A 19,560-nucleotide genomic window follows, 5' to 3' on the forward strand; every position below is an offset into this window, starting at 1 on the left:
GCCCGTCATGGCCTTGCTCGAGCTGGAGCGCATCAGCGCACAGTACCCAGGCGCCAGCACCCCGGTGCTGGCCGACATCAACCTGAGCCTGGGGCCACGCCAACTGCTGGTGGCCCTGGGGCCTTCCGGCAGCGGCAAGACCTCACTGCTCAACCTGATCGCCGGCTTCGTCGCCCCCAGTGGCGGTCACATCACCCTCGATGGTGTGCCGGTGCAGGGCCCCGGTGCAGAACGCGGCGTGGTGTTCCAGGACGATGCCCTGCTGCCATGGCAGAACGTGCTGGGCAATGTCGCCTTCGGCCTCGAACTGGCCGGCGTACCCCGCGCCCAGCGTGAGGCCAAGGCCCGCGAAATGCTCACCCTGGTCGACCTCAATGGCTTCGGCGAACGGCGCATCTGGCAGTTGTCCGGTGGCCAGAAGCAGCGCGTGGGCCTTGCCCGGGCGCTGGCGGCCGACCCTCGGATACTGCTGATGGATGAACCGTTCGGTGCCCTCGATGCCTTTACCCGTGAGCAAATGCAAGAGCTGCTATTGCAAGTCTGGCAACGCACCGCCAAGCCGGTGTTCCTGATTACCCACGACATCGAAGAAGCGGTGTTCCTCGCCAGCGAACTGGTACTGCTGGCGCCCAACCCGGGACGCGTAGTGGAACGCCTGCAGCTGAACTTCGGCCAGCGCTATGCCGCTGGCGAATCGGCCAGGGCCATCAAGTCCGATCCAGCCTTCATCGAAACCCGCGAGCATGTGCTGGCGCGGGTGTTTTCCCAACGCCAAAGCCTGCAGGAGCGCGCATGAGCAGCCTGGACCTGCCGGTCGCCGGCAAACACGACGCCCAAACCCGGCCAGCCGCCACGCTACGCCGCCCACTGTCCACCCGCTGGATCAGCACCCTGACCCTGGCCAGCCTGCTACTGGTCTGGTGGCTGGTGACAGCTGCCGGTTGGGTAGAGCCCCTGTTCCTGCCCTCGCCTGGCGACATCCGGTCCAAGGCATGGACCTTGCTCACCCAAGGCTACATGGATGCCAGCCTGTGGCAGCACCTGGGCGCAAGCCTGGGCCGCATCGGCCTGGCGCTGGTGGCTGCGACCCTGACCGCAATACCAGTCGGCATCGCCATCGGCTACAACCGCGTGGCCCGCGGCATTCTCGACCCGCTGATCGAGTTCTACCGGCCCATCCCGCCGCTGGCCTACCTGCCGCTGATCGTCATCTGGTGCGGTATCGGCGAGCTGTCGAAAGTGCTGCTGATCTACCTGGCAATCTTCGCCCCCATCGCCATTGCCACAGCCACCGGTGTGCGCACAGTAGACCCGGCCAAGCTGCGGGCGGCGCAGTCGCTGGGCGCAACCAAGGCCCAACTGATCCGCCACGTCATTTTGCCCAGCGCATTGCCAGACATCCTTACCGGCATCCGCATTGGCCTGGGGGTCGGCTGGTCGACCCTGGTGGCCGCCGAGTTGATCGCCGCCACCAGCGGCCTGGGCTTCATGGTGCAGTCGGCGGCGCAGTTTCTGGTCACCGACGTAGTGGTGCTGGGCATCCTGCTGATCGCCCTGATCGCCTTCGCTCTGGAAATGAGCCTGCGTGCCCTGCAACGCAAGCTGGTGCCCTGGCATGGGCAGATTCACTGAATTCCATTGTCCACGCCAGCACACTGGCGCCCGATTGAAGAGACCGACATGAGCCTGACCATTACCCCCCTAAGCCCAGCGCTTGGCGCCCAGATCAGCGGCGTGGACCTCAGCCGCGATATCAGTGCAGAAGAGCGCGATGCCATCGAACAGGCACTGCTCCAGCACCAGGTGCTGTTCCTCCGTGACCAGCCGATCAACCCCGAACAGCAGGCGCGCTTTGCCGCACGCTTCGGCGACCTGCACATCCACCCGATTTACCCCAACGTGCCGGACACCCCACAGGTGCTGGTGCTCGACACGGCGGTTACCGATGTGCGCGACAACGCCGTGTGGCACACCGACGTGACCTTTTTGCCGACCCCGGCACTGGGCGCGGTACTCAGCGCCAAGCAATTGCCTGCTTACGGTGGCGATACCCTTTGGGCCAGCGGCATTGCGGCCTTCGAGGCCTTGTCGGCACCGCTGCGTGAAATGCTGGACGGGCTGACCGCTACCCACGACTTCACCAAGTCGTTCCCGCTGGAGCGCTTTGGCACCACGCCGCAAGACCTGGCGCGCTGGGAGGCCACCCGGCGCAACAACCCGCCACTGTCGCACCCGGTGGTGCGCACACATCCGGTGAGCGGGCGCAAGGCGTTGTTCGTCAATGAAGGGTTCACTACACGCATCAATGAACTGAGCGAACTGGAAAGCGACGCGCTGCTGAGGCTGCTGTTCGCCCATGCGACGCGACCGGAGTTCAGCATTCGCTGGCGTTGGCAGGAGCATGACGTGGCGTTCTGGGACAACCGCGTGACCCAGCATTTTGCGGTGGATGACTACCGGCCGAACCGGCGGGTGATGCACCGGGCGACCATCCTTGGGGATGCACCCTTCTAGCGGTTGCCTGTCTGGCCTCTTCGCGGGCTTGCCCGCTCCCACAGGTACAACACAGGTTTCGAAACCGGTGCCGTGCCTGTGGGAGCGGGCAAGCCCGCGAAGAGGCCATGACAGGAGACCTTGGTCAGCGAACCAGGTGCAGGTACTGCATGTGCCGCTCGTACTGGTCGAGGATGTCGTTGATGATCTGCTCCTTGCTGTAGCCCACCAGGTCGTAGTTCTGGCTGCCTTCGCTCAGGTGCACCTCCGCCCGGTAATAGCGGCGGTTCTTCAACTCCTGCGTACCCAGCCCCCCCAAGGCGAACGATGGCGTGAAATAGCCACGCATCTGCACCTGGTAAATGAACGGCTGTTCCTCGCCATGGCCGATCTTCAGGCTGACGTTGTCATGGCTAGGGTCGTCCTGGGTAATCAGTACCAGGCCTTTCTGCTCGAACACTTCACGCACATCGGCAATCGCCGGGCGCACCACATCATCCATGAAGCGGTACACCTCATCACGCGACGGGAAGTGCACTGCCTGGCTCAGGCGCTGGCGCCAGCCGCCACGGCCGCGACGTGACTGGGCGAACGGGGCCAGCGAGTGCATCTGCGCGATCTGCCGCTGCGACTCCAGGTAGAACGCCTTGTGCAGCCCCCACATCATGCACAGCAGAATGAGCGAGAACGGCAGCGACGTCAGCACCACTGCCGATTTCAACGAATCGATGCTGCCAGCGAACAACAGCGCACTGGTGATCAGCGCAGTCATCGCCCCCCAAAAGATACGCAGCCAGTTCGGCCCATCTTCATCAGCGTCACCGCCCTTGGCCGACAAGGTCGACAGCACCACGGTGCCCGAGTCGGCCGAGGTGACGAAGAACACGAAGCTGATGAACACCGTGGTGGCGATCACTGCCTTGCTCCAGGGGTAGGTTTCCAGCAGCAGGTACAGGCTCATCGACGGGTTGTCCAGCGCCGACTGGCCGAGTGCGGTCATGCCGTGGTTGATCACCTGGTCCAGGGCGCTGTTGCCGAATATCGACATCCACGCCAGGGTAAAGCCCAGCGGAATCAGCAGCACGCCAAAGACGAACTCGCGGATGGTACGGCCACGGGAGATGCGGGCGATGAACAGGCCCACGAACGGCGCCCAGGCAATCCACCAGGCCCAGTAGAACACGGTCCAGCCGCCCAGCCAGCCACGGTTTTCACCATAGGCATACACGTCGAAGCTCTTGCGCGGCAACGCACCCAGGTAGTCGCCCAGGTTCTGGATCAGTGTGTTGAACAGGTGCTGGGTAGGCCCGGCGAACAGCACGAACAGCAGCAGCGCACAGGCCAGGAACAGGTTGATATCGCTCATCACCCGCACCCCCTTCTCCACCCCGGCCACGGCTACGGCCACAGCCGCGCCCATCATCAGGGTGATGAGGATCACTTGCACCCACTGGCTGTGGCTGATACCGAACAGGTAGTCCAGGCCGGCGTTCAGATGCAGCACCCCAAAGCCCATGTCGGCGCCCAGCCCGAACACCGTGGCGATGATGCCGAAGCCATCCACCGCATAGCCGATCGGGCCGTTGATGCGCTTGCCAATCAGCGGGTACAGCGCCGAACGCAGGGCCAGCGGCAGGTTGTGCCGGTAGGCGAAATAGGCCAATGCCATGCCGACGAAGGCGAACACCCCCCAGCCATGCAGGCCCCAGTGCAGGAACAGGATCTGCATCGCCTGGCGCCCGGCCTCGACCGTGCCGGCTTCGCCTTGCGGCGGTTGCAGCATGTGGGTCAGCGGTTCGGAGACACAGAAGAAGAACAGCGTGATGCTGATGCCGGCGGCGAACAGCATGCCGGCCCACGACAGGTAGCTGAACTCGGGTTCGTCGTGGTCGGCACCGAGTTTGATCTTGCCGTAGCCAGACAAGGCGGTGACCACCACGAAGACCAGGTACAGCGTCATCGCCAGCATGTAGTACCAGCCGACCGTGTTGGCCGCCCAGTTCTGCGCCGCCAGCAACCAGTCACCTGCGGCTTGCGGGTTGGAGATGACTACCAGGCCAAAGATGAGGATGAAACTCGCCGCAAAGTAGAACACCGGGGGGTTCATGCGGATTTTGCCGTTGGCAGCGGAAGGGTTCGGTGCACTCATAGGGCGTGCACCTCGTCGAATGACGTGAGGTTCGGAATGAACGGGTTCAGCAAAGGAATCCTCCTGTTGAACACCGGCAGCGGACCAGCGTTTTTCATTGAACAAGCGTTCAAGTTAAACATGGATCGGATTTCAATGCGAATTGGGGCGCCAATTGGTGTCGTCCTGTTCCGGCCTCTTCGCGGGTAAACCCGCACCTACATCTGGTACGTCCGTCGTAGGCGCGGGCTTGCCCGCGAAGAGGCCGGCACAGGCAATTGCACTGCTGGATCAGTTCTTGTCCTGGCAATCCAGCTGCAGGTTGGCCTGAGTAATATTGCTTTCAGCCGGCACACTGCGAGTCAGCCACACATTACCGCCAATGGTCGAACCCTTACCGATGGTAATACGCCCAAGCACCGTGGCCCCGGCATAGATCACCACATCGTCCTCGACGATCGGGTGCCGTGGCAGGCCTTTATGCAGCGTACCCGACTCATCGCTGGGGAAACGCTTGGCGCCCAGGGTCACCGCCTGGTAGATGCGCACGCGCTCGCCGATGATCGCGGTTTCACCAATGACCACACCCGTACCATGATCGATGAAGAAGCTCGGGCCGATCTGCGCCCCCGGGTGAATGTCGATACCGGTGGCCGAATGCGCCAGCTCCGAACTGATCCGCGCCAGCAGCGGCAGCCCTGCCTTGTACAGGTGATGCGCCAGCCGGTGGTGGATGATCGCCAGGATGCCCGGGTAGCACAGCAGCACTTCATCGACGCTGCGCGCTGCCGGGTCGCCGTGGTAGGCGGCCAGCACATCAGTGTCGAGCAGAACGCGCAGTTCCGGTAGCGCAGCTGCAAAGCCCTGGATCAGGCTCAGCGCACGGGCGTCGACGCCAGCCAGCTCAGCCTTGCTTTGCCGTGCCGCGTAGCGAAGTTCAAGACGAGCCTGGGCCAGCAAGGCGGTCAGCGCGGCATCCAGGGTATGGCCGACGTAGAAGTCTTCACTTTCTTCGCGCAGGTCGACTGGCCCCAGGCGCATGGGGAACAGCGCCCCGCACAGTTGCTCCAGAATCTGTCGCATCGCTTCGCGCGACGGCAGCTCGCGCCCGCCCTGCTCGCCAATACTGCGGCCATTACGGGTGCGCCATTGCTCACGGGCCCCGCGCAGGCCAGTGACAATGCTCTGCAACTGCCAATGCGCGGATGAAGGTTGTTCGCTCACGGTTTTCTCCTGCCGTATAGGCCATCTGATTTTGTTGCCAGGCCCGCGAAAGGGCCGAACCTGCCTGCATGCAATCCACTTTACGGCAAATCCGAGGCTTGGAAAAAACAACGCTTTATTCCATCCTGCGCTAAGTCAGGCATAAGCCGCGATGACGGAGTGGGTATCGTCGCCTACCCTCAAAGCAGCCGGCACCTGGCAAAAATCAAAAAAGGGAATATTAAAGTGATTTTTTAGTATTTCCCGGCCTAATCAGCCAACCCTATAGTCGCCACCTCACTACCTAGACAACAAGCGCGGGGCTCTGCCATGTCGAAATTCGCCAAACCGCTACTCAACGCCAGCCTGGCCCTCCTGCTGGGTGCCGGCCTGCTCAGCCAGGCTTTCGCCGGCGAGCAATTGAAGACCATCCAGGAAAAAGGCGTCATCAACGTCGGCCTCGAGGGCACCTACCCGCCATTCAGCTTCCAGGACGAAAACGGCAAACTGACCGGCTTCGAAGTGGAGCTGTCCGAGCTGCTGGCCAAGGAGCTGGGGGTCAAGGCCAAGATCCAGCCGACCAAGTGGGACGGCATCCTCGCCGCGCTGGAATCCAAACGCCTGGATGTAGTGGTCAATCAGGTGACCATTTCCGAGGAGCGCAAGAAAAAGTACGACTTCTCCGAGCCCTACACTGTCTCCGGCATCCAGGCACTGATCCTGAAGAAGAAAGCCGAGCAGTTGAACATCAAGGGCGCACAGGACCTGGCCGGCAAAAAGGTCGGCGTAGGCCTTGGCACCAACTACGAACAGTGGGTGAAGAAGGACGTGCCGCAAGCCGATGTGCGCACCTATGAAGACGACCCAAGCAAGTTTGCTGACCTGCGCAACGGCCGTATCGACGCCATCCTGATCGACCGCCTGGCGGCGCTGGAATACGCGCAAAAAGCCAAGGACACCCAACTTGCCGGCGATGCCTTCTCGCGCCTGGAAAGCGGCGTGGCCATGCGCAAAGGTGAGCCGGAACTGTTGGCAGCCATCAACAAGGCCATCGACAAGCTAAAAGCTGACGGCACGCTGGCCAAGCTGTCCGAGAAGTACTTCGGTGCCGATGTCACCAAATGATCGCTGAAAGCCTGCAACTCGTTGTCGACTCTGCGCCCTTCCTGCTGAAGGGCGCGGGTTATACGGTGCTGCTCAGTGTCGGCGGCATGTTCTTCGGTCTGGTGCTGGGCTTTGCCCTGGCGCTGATGCGGCTGTCGAAGATTCTGCCGCTGAACTGGCTGGCGCGGGTCTACGTGTCGTTCTTCCGCGGCACGCCGCTGCTGGTGCAGCTGTTCGTCATCTATTTCGGCATGCCGCAAATCGGCATCGAGCTGGACCCGATCCCCGCTTCGCTGATCGGCCTGTCGCTGAACATGGCGGCCTATATCTGCGAGATCCTGCGCGCAGCCATTTCCTCGATCGACCGGGGCCAGTGGGAAGCAGCCGCCAGCATCGGCATGACCCGCGTGCAAGCCATGCGCCGGGCGATCCTGCCACAGGCCTTGCGCACCGCGTTGCCACCGCTGGGCAACAGCTTCATCTCGCTGGTAAAGGACACCGCCCTGGCGGCGACCATCCAGGTGCCCGAGCTGTTCCGCCAAGCCCAACTGATTACCGCGCGCACGTTCGAAGTGTTCACCATGTACGTGGCGGTCGCGGTCATCTACTGGGTGCTGTGCAGCATCCTTGCGCACTTCCAGAACCGCATGGAAGCGCGGGTCAACCAGCATGACCAGGAGCATTGAGCATGATTGAAGTCAAAGGCCTGACCAAGCGGTTCAAGGGCCAGACCGTGCTCAACGGTATCGACCTGACCGTGCAGCCCGGTGAAGTGGTGGCCATCATCGGCCCCAGTGGCTCGGGCAAAACCACCTTCCTGCGCTGCCTTAACCTGCTGGAAACCCCCGATGCAGGGCAGATCCAGATCGGCGCCATCAGCATCGATGCCAACCGCCCTTTGGGCGGGCAGCAGGGTGCGATTCGCCGTTTGCGCCAGCAAGCCGGGTTCGTGTTCCAGAACTTCAACCTGTTCCCCCACCGCACCGCCCTGGAGAACGTGATCGAGGGGCCGGTGATCGTCAAGAAAACGCCTCGCGAGCAGGCCATCGAGCTTGGCCGGCGCCTGCTGGCCAAAGTCGGCCTGGCGGGCAAGGAAGACGCCTACCCACGGCGCCTGTCCGGCGGCCAGCAACAACGCGTGGCCATCGCCCGTGCCCTGGCCATGGAACCAGAGGTAATCCTGTTCGACGAACCGACCTCGGCGCTGGACCCGGAGCTGGTCGGTGAAGTACTGGCGACCATCCGCGGCCTGGCCGAGGAAAAGCGCACCATGATCATCGTCACCCACGAGATGAGCTTTGCCCGGGACGTGGCGAACCGGGTGATCTTCTTCGACAAGGGCGTGATCGTGGAGCAGGGCGAGGCCAAGGCCCTGTTTGCAGCGCCGAAGGAAGAGCGTACGCGGCAGTTCTTGCGCAAGTTCCTCGGGACTGCGGCCTCCGAGTAAACCTGTTCCGGCCCATTCGCGGGTAAACCCGCTCCTACAGTGCACAGATCTTGAGGCATGTGTAGGAGCGGGTTTACCCGCGAAGAGGCCGGCACGCCCGTAACAAATCGCCCCTTCTATAATTATTCCAAAAAGTTAGTTCATAAAATTTTTATAAATCATTAGGGTATATATACCGGACCACCGGACCAGCACACGTCTGTCGCGATCAGCTGTAGCGACATAACTATTTTGTGAGGTCAGGAATGGTCAGGATCACAATCACCCCAGTGCGGAACGCCAGGGCATTGAGTGCAGCCAAGGAGCGGCACTGATGCCCAGCCAAGCCAACACCCAATTCCATAGCGATTTGGACAGCTCGCCCCCGCTGCTGCCGGCCAAGGTACTGCGCAACGACGCCGAAGCCCTGCAAGCGGCCCGCGAGCTGGCCAAGGTCGCCCGTGAGCAAGCTGCACGGCGCGACCAGCAACGCAAACTGCCCTGGGCCGAAATCGAACTGTTTACCCGAAGCGGTCTGGGCAGCATCAGCGTACCCAAGGCCTACGGTGGTCCCGACGTATCGTTCGCAACCGTCGCCGAAGTGTTCCGCCTGATCAGCGCCGCCGACCCCGCCCTGGGGCAGATCCCGCAGAACCAGTTCGGCATGCTGCAACTGCTGCGCCTGACGGCCAGCGAGGCGCAGCAAGCGCTGATCTTCCGAAGCGTGCTCGACGGCTGGCGCATCGGCAATGCCGGGCCTGAACGTGGCACCAGGGATACCCTCACCCTCAAGGCCCGAATTACGCGCGCCGGCGACAGCTACCGCATAAGTGGCGAGAAGTTCTACTCCACCGGTGCCTTGTTCGCCCATTGGGTGGCGGTAAAAGCCCTCGACGACGAAGGCCGCCAGCGCCTGGCATTCGTGCGCCGGGGAAGCCCGGGGTTGCGCATTGTCGATGACTGGTCCGGGTTCGGCCAGCGCACCACCGCCAGCGGTACCGTGCTGCTGGACCAGGTGCCGGTTGACGCGGAACTGGTGATCGACAACTGGCGCCAGCGCGATATCCCCAACATTCAGGGTGCAGCTTCGCAGCTGATCCAGGCGGCGATCGACGCCGGCATCGCCGAAGCGGCCATCGATGATGCGATCACGTTCGTGCGCGAAAAGTCCCGCCCGTGGATCGAAGCCAATGTCGAGCGGGCTAGCGACGACCCTTATGTGATCGCTGACATCGGCCGCCTGAAGCTTGAACTCCACGCGGCAGAAGCGCTGCTGCGCAAGGCTGCTCGGGTGCTCGACGAGGTCAATGCCGCTCCGATCGATGCCGACGCCGCAGCACGGGCCTCGATCGCAGTGGCGGAGGCCAAGGTGCTGACCACCGAGATTGCCCTGCAGGCCAGCGAAAAGCTGTTCGAGCTGGCCGGCAGCCGCGCCACCCTTGCCGAGTTCAACCTCGACCGCCACTGGCGAAATGCCCGGGTGCACACTCTGCACGACCCGGTGCGCTGGAAGTACCACGCGGTGGGCGCTTACCACCTCAACGGCACCTTGCCTGCACGGCATTCCTGGATCTGATTTGCTGCCTTTGGGGCTGCTGCGCAGCCCTTCGCGGGCTTGCCCGCTGCCACAGGATTGCCACCGCCTGAACTGGCATCACCTCACCTGTGGGAGCGGGCAAGCCCGCGAAGGGCCACGAAGCGGCCCCCCGGAGAACTCCATGACAATCGCTATCATCACCAGCGACGCCCAAGCCCTGGCCGTCGCCGAAGACATCGCCCAGCAACTGCGCCGCGACAGCGCCCTGCGCGACCGCGAGCGCCGCCTGCCGCTGGCCGAACTCGAGCTGTTCACCCGCTCCGGCCTGTGGGCCATCAGTGTGCCCAAAGCCTTCGGCGGTGCCGGCGTGTCCAACGTCACCCTGGCCAAGGTCATCGCCCGTATCGCGCAGGCCGACGGTTCGCTCGGGCAGATTCCGCAGAATCATTTCTACGGTCTGGAAGTGCTGCGGGTAAACGGCAGCCCCGAACAGCAACAGCGCCTGTACGCCGAGGTACTGGCCGGCCGCCGTTTCGGCAATGCCCTGGCCGAGCTGGGCACCAAGACCGCCCACGAGCGCACCACCCGCCTGAGCCGTGACGGCGACGGTTTCCGCATCAACGGGCGCAAGTTCTATTCCACAGGCGCCATCTATGCCCAGCGCATTCCAACCTCGGTCGTGGATGAACAAGGTATACAACAGTTGGCCTTCGTCCCGGCCGACAGCCAGGGGCTGCAGGTGATCGACGACTGGAGCGGCTTCGGCCAGCGCACCACCGGCAGCGGTTCGGTGGTGTTCGATAACGTGTACGTCAGCGCAGTGGACGTGGTGCCGTTCCAGAGCGCCTTCGAGCGCCCCACCCCGGTCGGCCCGCTGGCGCAGATCCTCCATGCCGCCATCGACACCGGCATTGCCCGCGCCGCCTATGAAGACGCCCTGCACTTCGTCCGCACCCGCAGCCGTCCGTGGGTCGACTCCGGCCTGGACAAGGCCACGGATGACCCGCTGACGCTGAAAAGCTTCGGCCATCTGGCGGTCCGCTTGCATGCGGCCGAAGCCCTGCTGGAGCGCGCAGGCGAATACCTCGACCGCGCCCGCGACGACAGCACTGCCGACAATGTGGCCGCCGCCTCCATTGCCGTGGCCGAAGCACGCGCCATCAGCACCGAAATTTCCCTCACCGCCGGTACCACCCTGTTCGAACTGGGCGGCAGCCAGGCAACATTGGCCGAACACAACCTCGACCGCCACTGGCGCAACGCTCGCGTGCACACCCTGCACGATCCGGTGCGCTGGAAGTACCACGCCATCGGCAACTACTACCTCAACGATGCCAACCCGCCACGCCGGGGGACCATCTGATGGCCAAGCAGATTCTGCTCAATGCCTTCAACATGAACTGCATCGGGCACATCAACCACGGTTTGTGGACCCACCCACGGGACACTTCGACCCAGTACAAGACCCTGGACTACTGGACCAACCTGGCACGCCTGCTGGAGCGCGGCCTGTTCGACGGGCTTTTCATTGCCGACATCGTCGGTACCTACGACATCTACGGCCAGTCACTGGACGTCACCCTCAAGGAGTCGATCCAGCTGCCAGTCAACGACCCGCTGCTGCTGGTCTCCGCCATGGCTGCGGTCACTCGTCACCTGGGTTTCGGCCTTACCGCCAACCTCACCTACGAGGCGCCGTACCTGTTCGCCCGGCGCCTTTCCACACTCGACCACCTGAGCAATGGCCGGGTGGGCTGGAACATCGTCACCGGCTACCTCGACAGCGCCGCCCGGGCCATGGGCCTGGCGCAGCAACCCGAGCATGATCGCCGCTACGACCAGGCCGATGAATACCTGCAGGTGTTGTACAAGCTGCTGGAAGGCAGCTGGGCCGATGACGCAGTAGTCGCCGACCGCGAGCATCGCGTCTATGCCTCGCCCGACAAGGTGCGCAAGGTTCAGCATCAGGGCGAGTTCTACAAGGTCGAAGGCTACCACCTGTGCGAGCCCTCACCGCAGCGCACCCCGGTGCTGTTCCAGGCCGGCAGCTCGCAGCGTGGCCTGGCCTTCGCCGGCAACCATGCCGAATGCGTGTTCATCAGTGGCCAGGACAAGGCAGCCACCCGTGCCCAGGTCGACAAGGTTCGCGCGGCCACCCAGGCCGCCGGCCGCGACCCGCAGGCGGTCAAGGTGTTCATGGGCATCACGGTGATCGTTGCGGCCACCGAGCAACTGGCCCAGGCCAAACACGCCGAGTACCTGCGCCACGCCAGCGCCGAAGCGGGGGTCGCGCACTTCGCCGCGTCCACTGGCATCGACTTCGCCGCCTATGAACTGGACCAACCCATTGCCTTCAGCCAGGGCAACGCCATCCAGTCAGCCACGCGCCAGTTGCAAGACAACGCCTGGACCCGCCGGCGCCTGTTGCAACAGCACGCCCTGGGCGGCCGCTACGTAACCCTGGTCGGCGCGCCTGAGCAGGTGGCCGAACAGTTGATCGCGTGGATCGATGAAACCGGCTTGGACGGTTTCAACCTGACCCGCACCGTCACCCCGGAGAGCTTCGAGGACTTCATCGAGCTGGTCATCCCGCAACTTCAGCAGCGTGGCCGTTACAAGACTGCCTACACCGAAGGCACCCTGCGCGAAAAACTGTTCCAGGCCGACCGCCCGCACTTACCCGCCGACCATCCTGGCTCGGCTTACCGCTTTACCCCTGCCCCGACTGGAGCCCTGCACCATGCTTGAGAAACTGTTCCGGCCCGTCGCGGCCATTGCCATCACCCTCGGCCTGTGCGCCGGTGCCCTTGCTGCCGAGCCGTTGAAGATCGGTACCACCTCGGCCTTTGCCATTCCGCTGGAAGCCGCGGTGGAAGAAGCCCACAAGCGAGGCCTGGAAGTGAAGCTGATCGAGTTCAGCGACTGGATTGCGCCCAATGTCAGCCTCAACAGCGGCGACATCGACGCGAACTACTTCCAGCACATCCCGTTCCTGGAAAACGCCAAGGCTGCTGCAGGCTTCAACCTCGTGCCTTACGCTCCGGGCATCATCAACAACGTTGGCCTGTACTCAAAAAAGTACAAAAGCTTTGCCGAGCTGCCTGAAGGCGCCAGCGTGGCCATCGCCAACGACCCGATCAACAGCGGCCGCGGCCTGCTGCTGCTGGCCAAGGCAGGGTTGATCACCCTGAAGCCCGGCGTGGGCTACAAGGCCACCGAGGATGACATCGTCGCCAACCCTAAAAAGCTCAAGATCCTTCAGGTCGAGGCGGTGCAACTGGTACGTGCCTACGACGACGCCGACCTGGTGCAGGGTTACCCGGCCTACATCCGCCTGGCCAATACCTTCGATGCCACCTCGGCGTTGCTGTTCGACGGGCTGGAAAACAAGGAGTACGTGATCCAGTTCGTCATCCGCCCGCAAAGCAAGGACGATCCACGCCTGGCCAAGTTCGTCGACATCTACCAGCATTCGCCAGCGGTGCGCGCTGCGTTGAACAAAGCTCACGGCAAGCTCTACCAAGCCGGCTGGGAAGGCTGAAATGAGCCAGGCCAACGCGCTCAGGGCGCCCACACCCCAAGCACTGCCGCCATTGGCCAGAGAACAGGCCCTGCGCCCCGAGGTCAATGAAGCCCATGTACGCTTCATCGGCCTGGGCAAGACCTACCCGGGCCAGGCGCAACCGGCGTTGCAAGGCATCGACTTGAACATCCGCCATGGCGAGATCTTCGGCATCATCGGCCGCAGCGGCGCCGGTAAGTCATCACTGCTGCGCACCATCAACCGCCTGGAGCAACCCAGCCAGGGCCGCGTATTGATCGACCAGGTGGATATCGCGCTTTTCGATGAGGACCACCTTGTGGCCCTGCGCCGGCGCATCGGCATGATCTTCCAGCACTTCAACCTGATGTCGGCCAAGACCGTGTGGCAGAACGTCGAATTGCCTTTGAAAGTCGCCGGCGTGCCCAAGGCCGAGCGCCAGCGCAAAGTGCGCGAATTGCTGGAACTGGTCGGCCTGCAGGAAAAACATCACGTGTACCCGGCGCAACTGTCCGGCGGGCAGAAACAGCGCGTGGGCATTGCCAGGGCACTGGTGCACAGCCCCGAGATCCTGCTGTGCGACGAGGCCACCTCGGCGCTGGACCCGGAAACCACCGCCTCGATCCTGGAGCTGCTGCGCGATATCAACCAGCGCCTGGGCCTGACCATCGTGCTGATCACCCACGAAATGGCAGTGATTCGCGACATCTGCCACCGGGTAGTGGTGCTGGAACGCGGCGCAGTGGTCGAGCAGGGCGAGGTCTGGCGGGTGTTTGGCTCACCCCGTCACGAGGTTACCCGCACCCTGCTCGCCCATTTGCAGGCCAAGCTACCCGCCGCACTGCAAGCCAGCCTCCAGGCCCGCCCGGCGAGCGGCAACAGCGCCGTAGTGCTGAAACTGACGGTGCTCGGCGAGCCAGAGCTGTCTGCCCTGTTCAACGACCTGGGCGGGCGTGTGCGTCTGCTGCAGGGCGGCGTGGAAACCATCGGCGAACATGCCTTGGGGCAACTCATCCTCTCGGTGCAACACTCGCCGCACGACACCCATCAATTGCTGGAACGTGCCCGCCGTTGGGCCGAGGACGTGGAGGTATTGGGCCATGTGGATTGATCGCCTGCTGGAAGGCTTGCTGGATACGCTGCTGATGGTTGGGGTTTCGTCACTGATCGCCCTGCTGGTGGGTGTACCCATGGCGGTGCTGCTGGTCACCAGCGACAAGGGTGGGATCTTCGAGGCGCGGCTGCTGAACCGGGTGCTGGGCGCCTTCGTCAACCTGTTCCGCTCGATTCCGTTTCTGATCCTGATGGTTGCGCTGATTCCTTTCACCCGCCTGGTGGTGGGTACCACTTATGGTGTGTGGGCGGCCGTGGTGCCGCTGACCATTGCCGCCACACCGTTCTTTGCGCGGATTGCCGAGGTCAGCCTGCGTGAAGTCGACCATGGTCTGGTGGAAGCCGCACAGGCCATGGGCTGCCGGCGCAGGCACATCATCTGGCATGTACTGTTGCCCGAGGCGCTGCCGGGGATCGTCGGGGGCTTCACCATTACCTTGGTGACCTTGATCAACTCGTCGGCGATGGCCGGGGCGATTGGTGCCGGCGGGCTTGGGGATATCGCCTATCGGTATGGCTACCAGCGTTTCGACAGCCAGATCATGCTGACCGTGATCGCCATGCTGGTAGCGTTAGTGGCGTTGATCCAACTGGGCGGGGACCGCCTGGCGAAGGGTTTGAACAAGCGCTGAAATCCAGGGCTGCGTTGCAGCCCGCTCTCAATCCCAGCGAAGATCCTCAGCCGGCACTGGCCGCCCGAACCAGTACCCTTGACCCAACTGGCACTCCTCCTGCAACAGGAAGCTGGCCTGCTCCGCCTGCTCGATGCCCTCGGCATGCACCTGCATACCCATGCTACGGGCCAAGGCGATGATCACCCGCACGATGGCGATGTCGTCTTCATCCACTGGCAACCCAGCCACAAATCCTTGGTCGATTTTCAGCTTCTGCACCGGCAAACGCTTGAGCCGCAGCAGTGACGAATACCCGGTGCCAAAGTCGTCGATGGCCAGGGTCACCCCCAGTTCGCGCAAGCGGTGCAGTTGCTCCAGCGCCACCTCAGGGTCTTCCATCACCGCGCTTTCGGTCACTTCCAGCTCCAGCAAGGCCGGGGCGAGGCCGGTGTCGTGCAGCACTTCGGCTACCTGCCGATACAGCTCATGCTGGCCAAACAGGCGACTGGAGATGTTCACCCCCACAAATGTCAGCTGCCGGCCTTGAGCCTGCCACTGCACCATTTGCCGACAGGCCTGTTGCAGCACCCAGGTATCGATCTCGGCAATCAGGCCGGTGCGTTCGGCAATCGGGATGAACTCGCCCGGCGGTACCAGGCCGCGCCTGGGGTGCTGCCAGCGCACCAGCGTCTCGACCCCGACCTGTCGGCCTGACGCCAGGTCGTGTACCGGCTGGAAGTACACCCGCAGTTCATCCTGCTCCAGGGCCCGACGCAATTCAGCGGCGGTCTCGACCCGATGCTGTGCATGGGCGGTCAGCTCTTCGGTGTACAGCGCATAGCAGGCCCGCCCGTTGCTTTTGGCCTTGTACAACGCCGAGTCGGCATTGCGCAGCAATTGCTCGGCACCCAAGGCATCGCTGGGGTAAAGGCTGATTCCGACGCTGGCGCTGATGAACAGACGGTTGCCCTCGAACTGAAACGGCTCACGCATACGCTCGATGATGCACTGCGCCAGCTTGCCCGCCTGGCCGACCTGCTGGCAGTTCTCGACCAGCACGCCGAATTCGTCGCCGCCCAGACGCGCAAGGGTCACACCGTTACCCAACACCTCCCCCAGACGCTCGCCCACCAGCTTCAGCAACTGGTCGCCAATGGTATGGCCCAGGCCGTCGTTTATGCTCTGGAAGTGATCCAGGTCCAGCAGCAACAAGGCGCAACCGCGCTTGTTGGCCTGCGCCGCCGCCAATGCCTGCTCCACCCGGTCGGTAAACAGCAGGCGGTTGGGCAGGCCAGTCAGCGGGTCGTGGTGGGCCAGATAGGCAAGTTCCTGTTCCGAATGCTTGATGGCGCTGATGTCACTGAACACCGCCACGTAATGGCTGAGCTCACCTTCGTCGTCGCGAATGGCGCAAATAGTCTGCCACTGCGGGTAGATCTCGCCGCTTTTGCGCCGATTCCAGATTTCACCGCTCCACTCGCCCTTCTCGGCCAGGGTGGCGAAAACCTCCTGGTAGAAGGCCAGGCCATGGTGGCCGGACTTGAACTTGCTCGGGCGCTGGCCGATGACCTCATCCTGCTGGTAGCCGGTGATGCGCATGAAGGCACGATTGACGTGCACGATCAGGCCTTGGCGGTCGGTCACCAGCACACCTTCGAGGGTACTGTCGAACACCGCGGCAGCCATGCGCAGCCGTTCACGGTCTTCACAACGCAAACGCGCGCCATGGCCGATGAAATTGAGCAGGCGCACGCGCGACACATAGATCAGCAAGGCACTGAGCAGCACCCAGACCACCACGTTGATCTGCCGCCCCACGGTCAGTGCCAAGGGATCGTCAGTCATGCTGTGCAGCATCACCTCCGCCAGCGCAAGCCAGAGGATCGAGAGCACCACATATAGCGCAGCCATGCGCAAGGCGTCGCGAACGGAAACAGACATGTCGGGTGGGAAAGGCCATCAAAAAGGAGTGGGCATTATAAAGGCTGAAACATGTCGTGACCTCCTATCTCAACGGTTGACTGGTTTTATTTCCCCGCCAAGGGATAATCAGCCCTTCCCCCTGCATTTCGAGGGTATTTGCACCTATGTGGTATAACGGCCTGCTCGACCTGTCGGCCTGGCAACTGGTCGGCATCACTCTGTTGATGACCCACGTGACCATTGTCAGCGTCACGGTCTACCTGCATCGCTACTCCGCGCACCGGGCCCTGGAGCTCAACGGCGCGCTCAAGCACTTCTTCCGCTTCTGGCTGTGGCTGACCACGGCGCAGAACACCCGTGAGTGGACCGCCGTCCACCGCAAGCACCACGCCAAGTGCGAAACCCCCGACGACCCGCACAGCCCGGTGTACAAGGGCCTGGGCACAGTGCTGCGCAAAGGTGCCGAGCTGTACCGTGAAGAGGCGCGCAACCCCGAAACCTTGCGCATCTATGGCAAGAACTGCCCGGATGACTGGATCGAGCGCAACCTGTACTCGCGTTACAAACTGGGCGGTATCGCACTGATGGCGGTGATCGACCTGCTGCTGTTCGGCACCATGGGCATCACCATCTGGGCGGTGCAGATGATGTGGATTCCGTTCTGGGCCGCCGGGGTGGTCAACGGCCTGGGCCATGCCCTGGGCTATCGCAACTTCGAATGCCGCGACGCCGCCACCAACCTGGTGCCCTGGGGCATCGTCATCGGCGGTGAAGAACTGCACAACAACCACCACACCTACCCCAACTCGGCCAAGCTCTCGGTCAAACGCTGGGAGTTCGACATGGGCTGGGCGTGGATCCGCCTGTTCTGCCTGCTGCGTCTGGCCAAGGTGCAGCGCGTGGCGCCCATCGCCCACCGGGTGGCCGGCAAGGCCAGCCTGGACATGGACACCGCCATGGCCATCCTCAACAACCGCTTCCAGATCATGGCCCAGTACCGCAAGCTGGTGATCGGCCCGCTGGTGAAACAGGAACTGGCCCGTGTCGATGCCTCGGTGCGCCACCGCTTCCGCCGTGCCAAGCGGCTGCTGTCTCGCGAAACCAGCCTCCTGGAAGACCGCCACCACGTGCGCATCGAGTCCATGCTCGCGCATAGCCAGGCACTGAAAACCATCTACGAAAAGCGCCTGGCCCTGCAGCAGATCTGGGCGCGCACCAGTGCCAACGGCCACGACATGCTGGCAGCCATGAAAGACTGGGTACATGAGGCCGAAACCAGCGGCATCCAGGCGCTGCGCGACTTCGCGGCACAACTCAAGACTTACTCGCTGCGCCCGACCGGCGCCTGACCGCCGTTGATCGGCACGCCCCCCAGCGGGGCGTGCCATTCGGAACTTCGCCCTCACCTCTCCACTCGAATCCGGAATATCGCCTGCGTGGCGGGCCGGATGCTGGCCGCACGCTTTCACGTTGAGACCTGCTCCGTGCACATGGCCAAGAACATTCCCACGATTTTCCCCGGCACCCCTCCTCCCGAAGCCGCCCAGACTTTACTGGCGTTACTCCACGCCCAAGGTGAGGTTGCCCGCCTGAGTGAGCGTGATCAGCTGTTCAGCTCGTTGCTCGACAGCGTCAACGCAGTGCTCTGGGCCTTCGACTGGGAAACCCGTCAGGTGCTGTACGTGAGCCCAGCCTACGAGCGCATCTTCGGCCGCCCGGTCAGCCTGGTGCTGGCTGACTACAACGAATGGCGTGACAGCATCTACCCCGACGACCTCGAGTTCGCCGAACGTAGCCTGGCCCAGGTACTGCTCAAGGGCGCGGTGGAAGACCGCGAGTACCGCATCCTCAATGCCGATGGGCAACTGCGCTGGCTGAGCGACAAGTGCTACATCAACCAGCAGCACGATGGCGACCGGGTAATCATTGTCGGTATCGCCGAAGACATCACCGAGAAGAAGCAGCTTGAAGGCGAACTGCAGCGCCTGGCCACCACCGACGTGCTGACCCAGAGCAGTAACCGCAGGCACTTTTTCGAATGTGCTCAGCAAGCCTTCGACAGTGCACGCGCGGACGGTACACCGCTGGCTTTCCTGCTGTTGGATATCGACGACTTCAAACGCATCAATGACAGCTATGGCCACCAGGAAGGCGACCAGGTGCTGCAACACATCGCCGACAGCGGCAAGGCCGTGCTACGCCGGGGCGACCTGTTCGGACGCATTGGCGGCGAAGAATTTGCGGCGGTGTTTCCGGGCTGCAACGCCCAGGTCGCGGAGCAGATTGCCGAGCGCTTGCAACAGCAGATTCAGCACTTGAGCTTCAGCCATGGCCAGCAGACGTACGGGGTGACGGTGAGCCAGGGGTTGACCGGGCTGACCGATGAGGATGTGGCGCTGGACAGCCTGTATGCGCGGGCCGATGCGGCAATGTACCAGGCCAAGCGGCAGGGCAAGAACCAGATAGTCCGCGGCTGAT

The 19,560-nt window shown here is 63.1% G+C and carries 17 protein-coding genes; 14 read left to right on the top strand and 3 right to left on the bottom strand.

Annotated features, from left to right (window positions below):
• The first annotated feature begins 7 nt into the window (after window positions 1-7).
• From tauB to tauD, 3 genes are read left to right on the top strand one after another with little or no spacing between them, the layout of a single operon-like run.
• Window positions 8-796 carry a taurine ABC transporter ATP-binding subunit gene (tauB, locus tag ACF8FG_RS12985; protein WP_019438891.1) on the top strand — a complete coding sequence of 263 codons (789 nt, stop codon included), beginning with the start codon at window positions 8-10 and terminating at the stop codon, window positions 794-796.
• On the top strand, window positions 793-1,632 hold the full coding sequence (gene tauC, locus ACF8FG_RS12990) for a taurine ABC transporter permease TauC (RefSeq protein ID WP_019438892.1): 840 nt from the start codon (window positions 793-795) through the stop codon (window positions 1,630-1,632). The genes tauB and tauC overlap by 4 nt, the downstream gene beginning before the upstream one ends.
• A gap of 48 nt (window positions 1,633-1,680) precedes the next feature.
• Window positions 1,681-2,514 carry a taurine dioxygenase gene (tauD, locus tag ACF8FG_RS12995; protein WP_014589327.1) on the top strand — a complete coding sequence of 278 codons (834 nt, stop codon included), beginning with the start codon at window positions 1,681-1,683 and terminating at the stop codon, window positions 2,512-2,514.
• A gap of 124 nt (window positions 2,515-2,638) precedes the next feature.
• Here the strand turns inward: tauD and betT are convergent, their stop codons facing one another.
• Both betT and epsC read right to left on the bottom strand, forming a co-directional pair.
• On the bottom strand, window positions 2,639-4,642 hold the full coding sequence (betT, locus tag ACF8FG_RS13000) for a choline transporter BetT (protein WP_003255844.1): 2,004 nt from the start codon (window positions 4,640-4,642) through the stop codon (window positions 2,639-2,641).
• A gap of 270 nt (window positions 4,643-4,912) precedes the next feature.
• Window positions 4,913-5,845, bottom strand: a complete 933-nt coding sequence (gene epsC, locus ACF8FG_RS13005) for a serine O-acetyltransferase EpsC (RefSeq protein WP_003255846.1) — start codon at window positions 5,843-5,845, stop codon at window positions 4,913-4,915.
• A 309-nt stretch (window positions 5,846-6,154) separates the two neighbouring features.
• Here epsC and tcyJ point away from each other — a divergent pair, with 309 nt between their 5' ends.
• The 9 genes from tcyJ (at window position 6,155) to ACF8FG_RS13050 (ending at window position 15,177) form a co-directional block, all read left to right on the top strand.
• Window positions 6,155-6,949, top strand: coding sequence for a cystine ABC transporter substrate-binding protein (gene tcyJ / locus ACF8FG_RS13010; RefSeq protein WP_014589324.1), 795 nt, complete (start codon window positions 6,155-6,157; stop codon window positions 6,947-6,949).
• Window positions 6,946-7,614 (top strand): cystine ABC transporter permease, encoded by a 669-nt coding sequence (gene tcyL, locus ACF8FG_RS13015; RefSeq protein ID WP_003255849.1) that lies wholly within the window; start codon window positions 6,946-6,948, stop codon window positions 7,612-7,614. The genes tcyJ and tcyL overlap by 4 nt, the downstream gene beginning before the upstream one ends.
• Window positions 7,615-7,616: 2 nt before the next feature.
• Entirely contained in the window at window positions 7,617-8,375 is a 759-nt protein-coding gene (gene tcyN / locus ACF8FG_RS13020; protein WP_003255850.1) for an L-cystine ABC transporter ATP-binding protein TcyN, read from the top strand.
• A 313-nt stretch (window positions 8,376-8,688) separates the two neighbouring features.
• Complete coding sequence (locus ACF8FG_RS13025; protein WP_014589323.1) at window positions 8,689-9,930, top strand: SfnB family sulfur acquisition oxidoreductase; 1,242 nt, start codon at window positions 8,689-8,691, stop codon at window positions 9,928-9,930.
• Between the two features lie 142 nt (window positions 9,931-10,072).
• Window positions 10,073-11,254, top strand: coding sequence for an SfnB family sulfur acquisition oxidoreductase (locus ACF8FG_RS13030; protein ID WP_318078864.1), 1,182 nt, complete (start codon window positions 10,073-10,075; stop codon window positions 11,252-11,254).
• Window positions 11,254-12,639, top strand: coding sequence for an LLM class flavin-dependent oxidoreductase (locus ACF8FG_RS13035; RefSeq protein WP_014589321.1), 1,386 nt, complete (start codon window positions 11,254-11,256; stop codon window positions 12,637-12,639). Before ACF8FG_RS13030 ends, ACF8FG_RS13035 begins: the two co-directional genes overlap by 1 nt.
• Window positions 12,632-13,432 carry a MetQ/NlpA family ABC transporter substrate-binding protein gene (locus tag ACF8FG_RS13040; protein ID WP_014589320.1) on the top strand — a complete coding sequence of 267 codons (801 nt, stop codon included), beginning with the start codon at window positions 12,632-12,634 and terminating at the stop codon, window positions 13,430-13,432. Before ACF8FG_RS13035 ends, ACF8FG_RS13040 begins: the two co-directional genes overlap by 8 nt.
• A 1-nt stretch (window position 13,433) precedes the next feature.
• Entirely contained in the window at window positions 13,434-14,543 is a 1,110-nt protein-coding gene (locus ACF8FG_RS13045) for a methionine ABC transporter ATP-binding protein (RefSeq protein ID WP_119714232.1), read from the top strand.
• The gene (locus ACF8FG_RS13050; RefSeq protein WP_014589318.1) at window positions 14,533-15,177 is read left to right on the top strand and encodes a methionine ABC transporter permease; all 645 of its coding nucleotides are present in this window, start codon (window positions 14,533-14,535) and stop codon (window positions 15,175-15,177) included. Before ACF8FG_RS13045 ends, ACF8FG_RS13050 begins: the two co-directional genes overlap by 11 nt.
• Window positions 15,178-15,204: 27 nt before the next feature.
• Here the strand turns inward: ACF8FG_RS13050 and dibA are convergent, their stop codons facing one another.
• Window positions 15,205-17,100, bottom strand: coding sequence for a phosphodiesterase DibA (gene dibA, locus ACF8FG_RS13055; protein ID WP_014589317.1), 1,896 nt, complete (start codon window positions 17,098-17,100; stop codon window positions 15,205-15,207).
• Between the two features lie 146 nt (window positions 17,101-17,246).
• Between dibA and desA the strand changes: the two genes are divergently transcribed.
• Together desA and ACF8FG_RS13065 are read left to right on the top strand one after the other, a co-directional pair.
• The gene (gene desA, locus ACF8FG_RS13060) at window positions 17,247-18,431 is read left to right on the top strand and encodes a delta-9 fatty acid desaturase DesA (protein ID WP_135199255.1); all 1,185 of its coding nucleotides are present in this window, start codon (window positions 17,247-17,249) and stop codon (window positions 18,429-18,431) included.
• A gap of 99 nt (window positions 18,432-18,530) precedes the next feature.
• Window positions 18,531-19,559, top strand: coding sequence for a GGDEF domain-containing protein (locus tag ACF8FG_RS13065; RefSeq protein ID WP_392518839.1), 1,029 nt, complete (start codon window positions 18,531-18,533; stop codon window positions 19,557-19,559).
• The last annotated feature ends 1 nt before the right edge of the window (window position 19,560 follow it).

Origin of the sequence: Pseudomonas sp. YQ_6, from assembly GCF_043103245.1 — a bacterium.
GTDB classification, from domain to species: Bacteria; Pseudomonadota; Gammaproteobacteria; order Pseudomonadales; family Pseudomonadaceae; genus Aquipseudomonas; species Aquipseudomonas alloputida.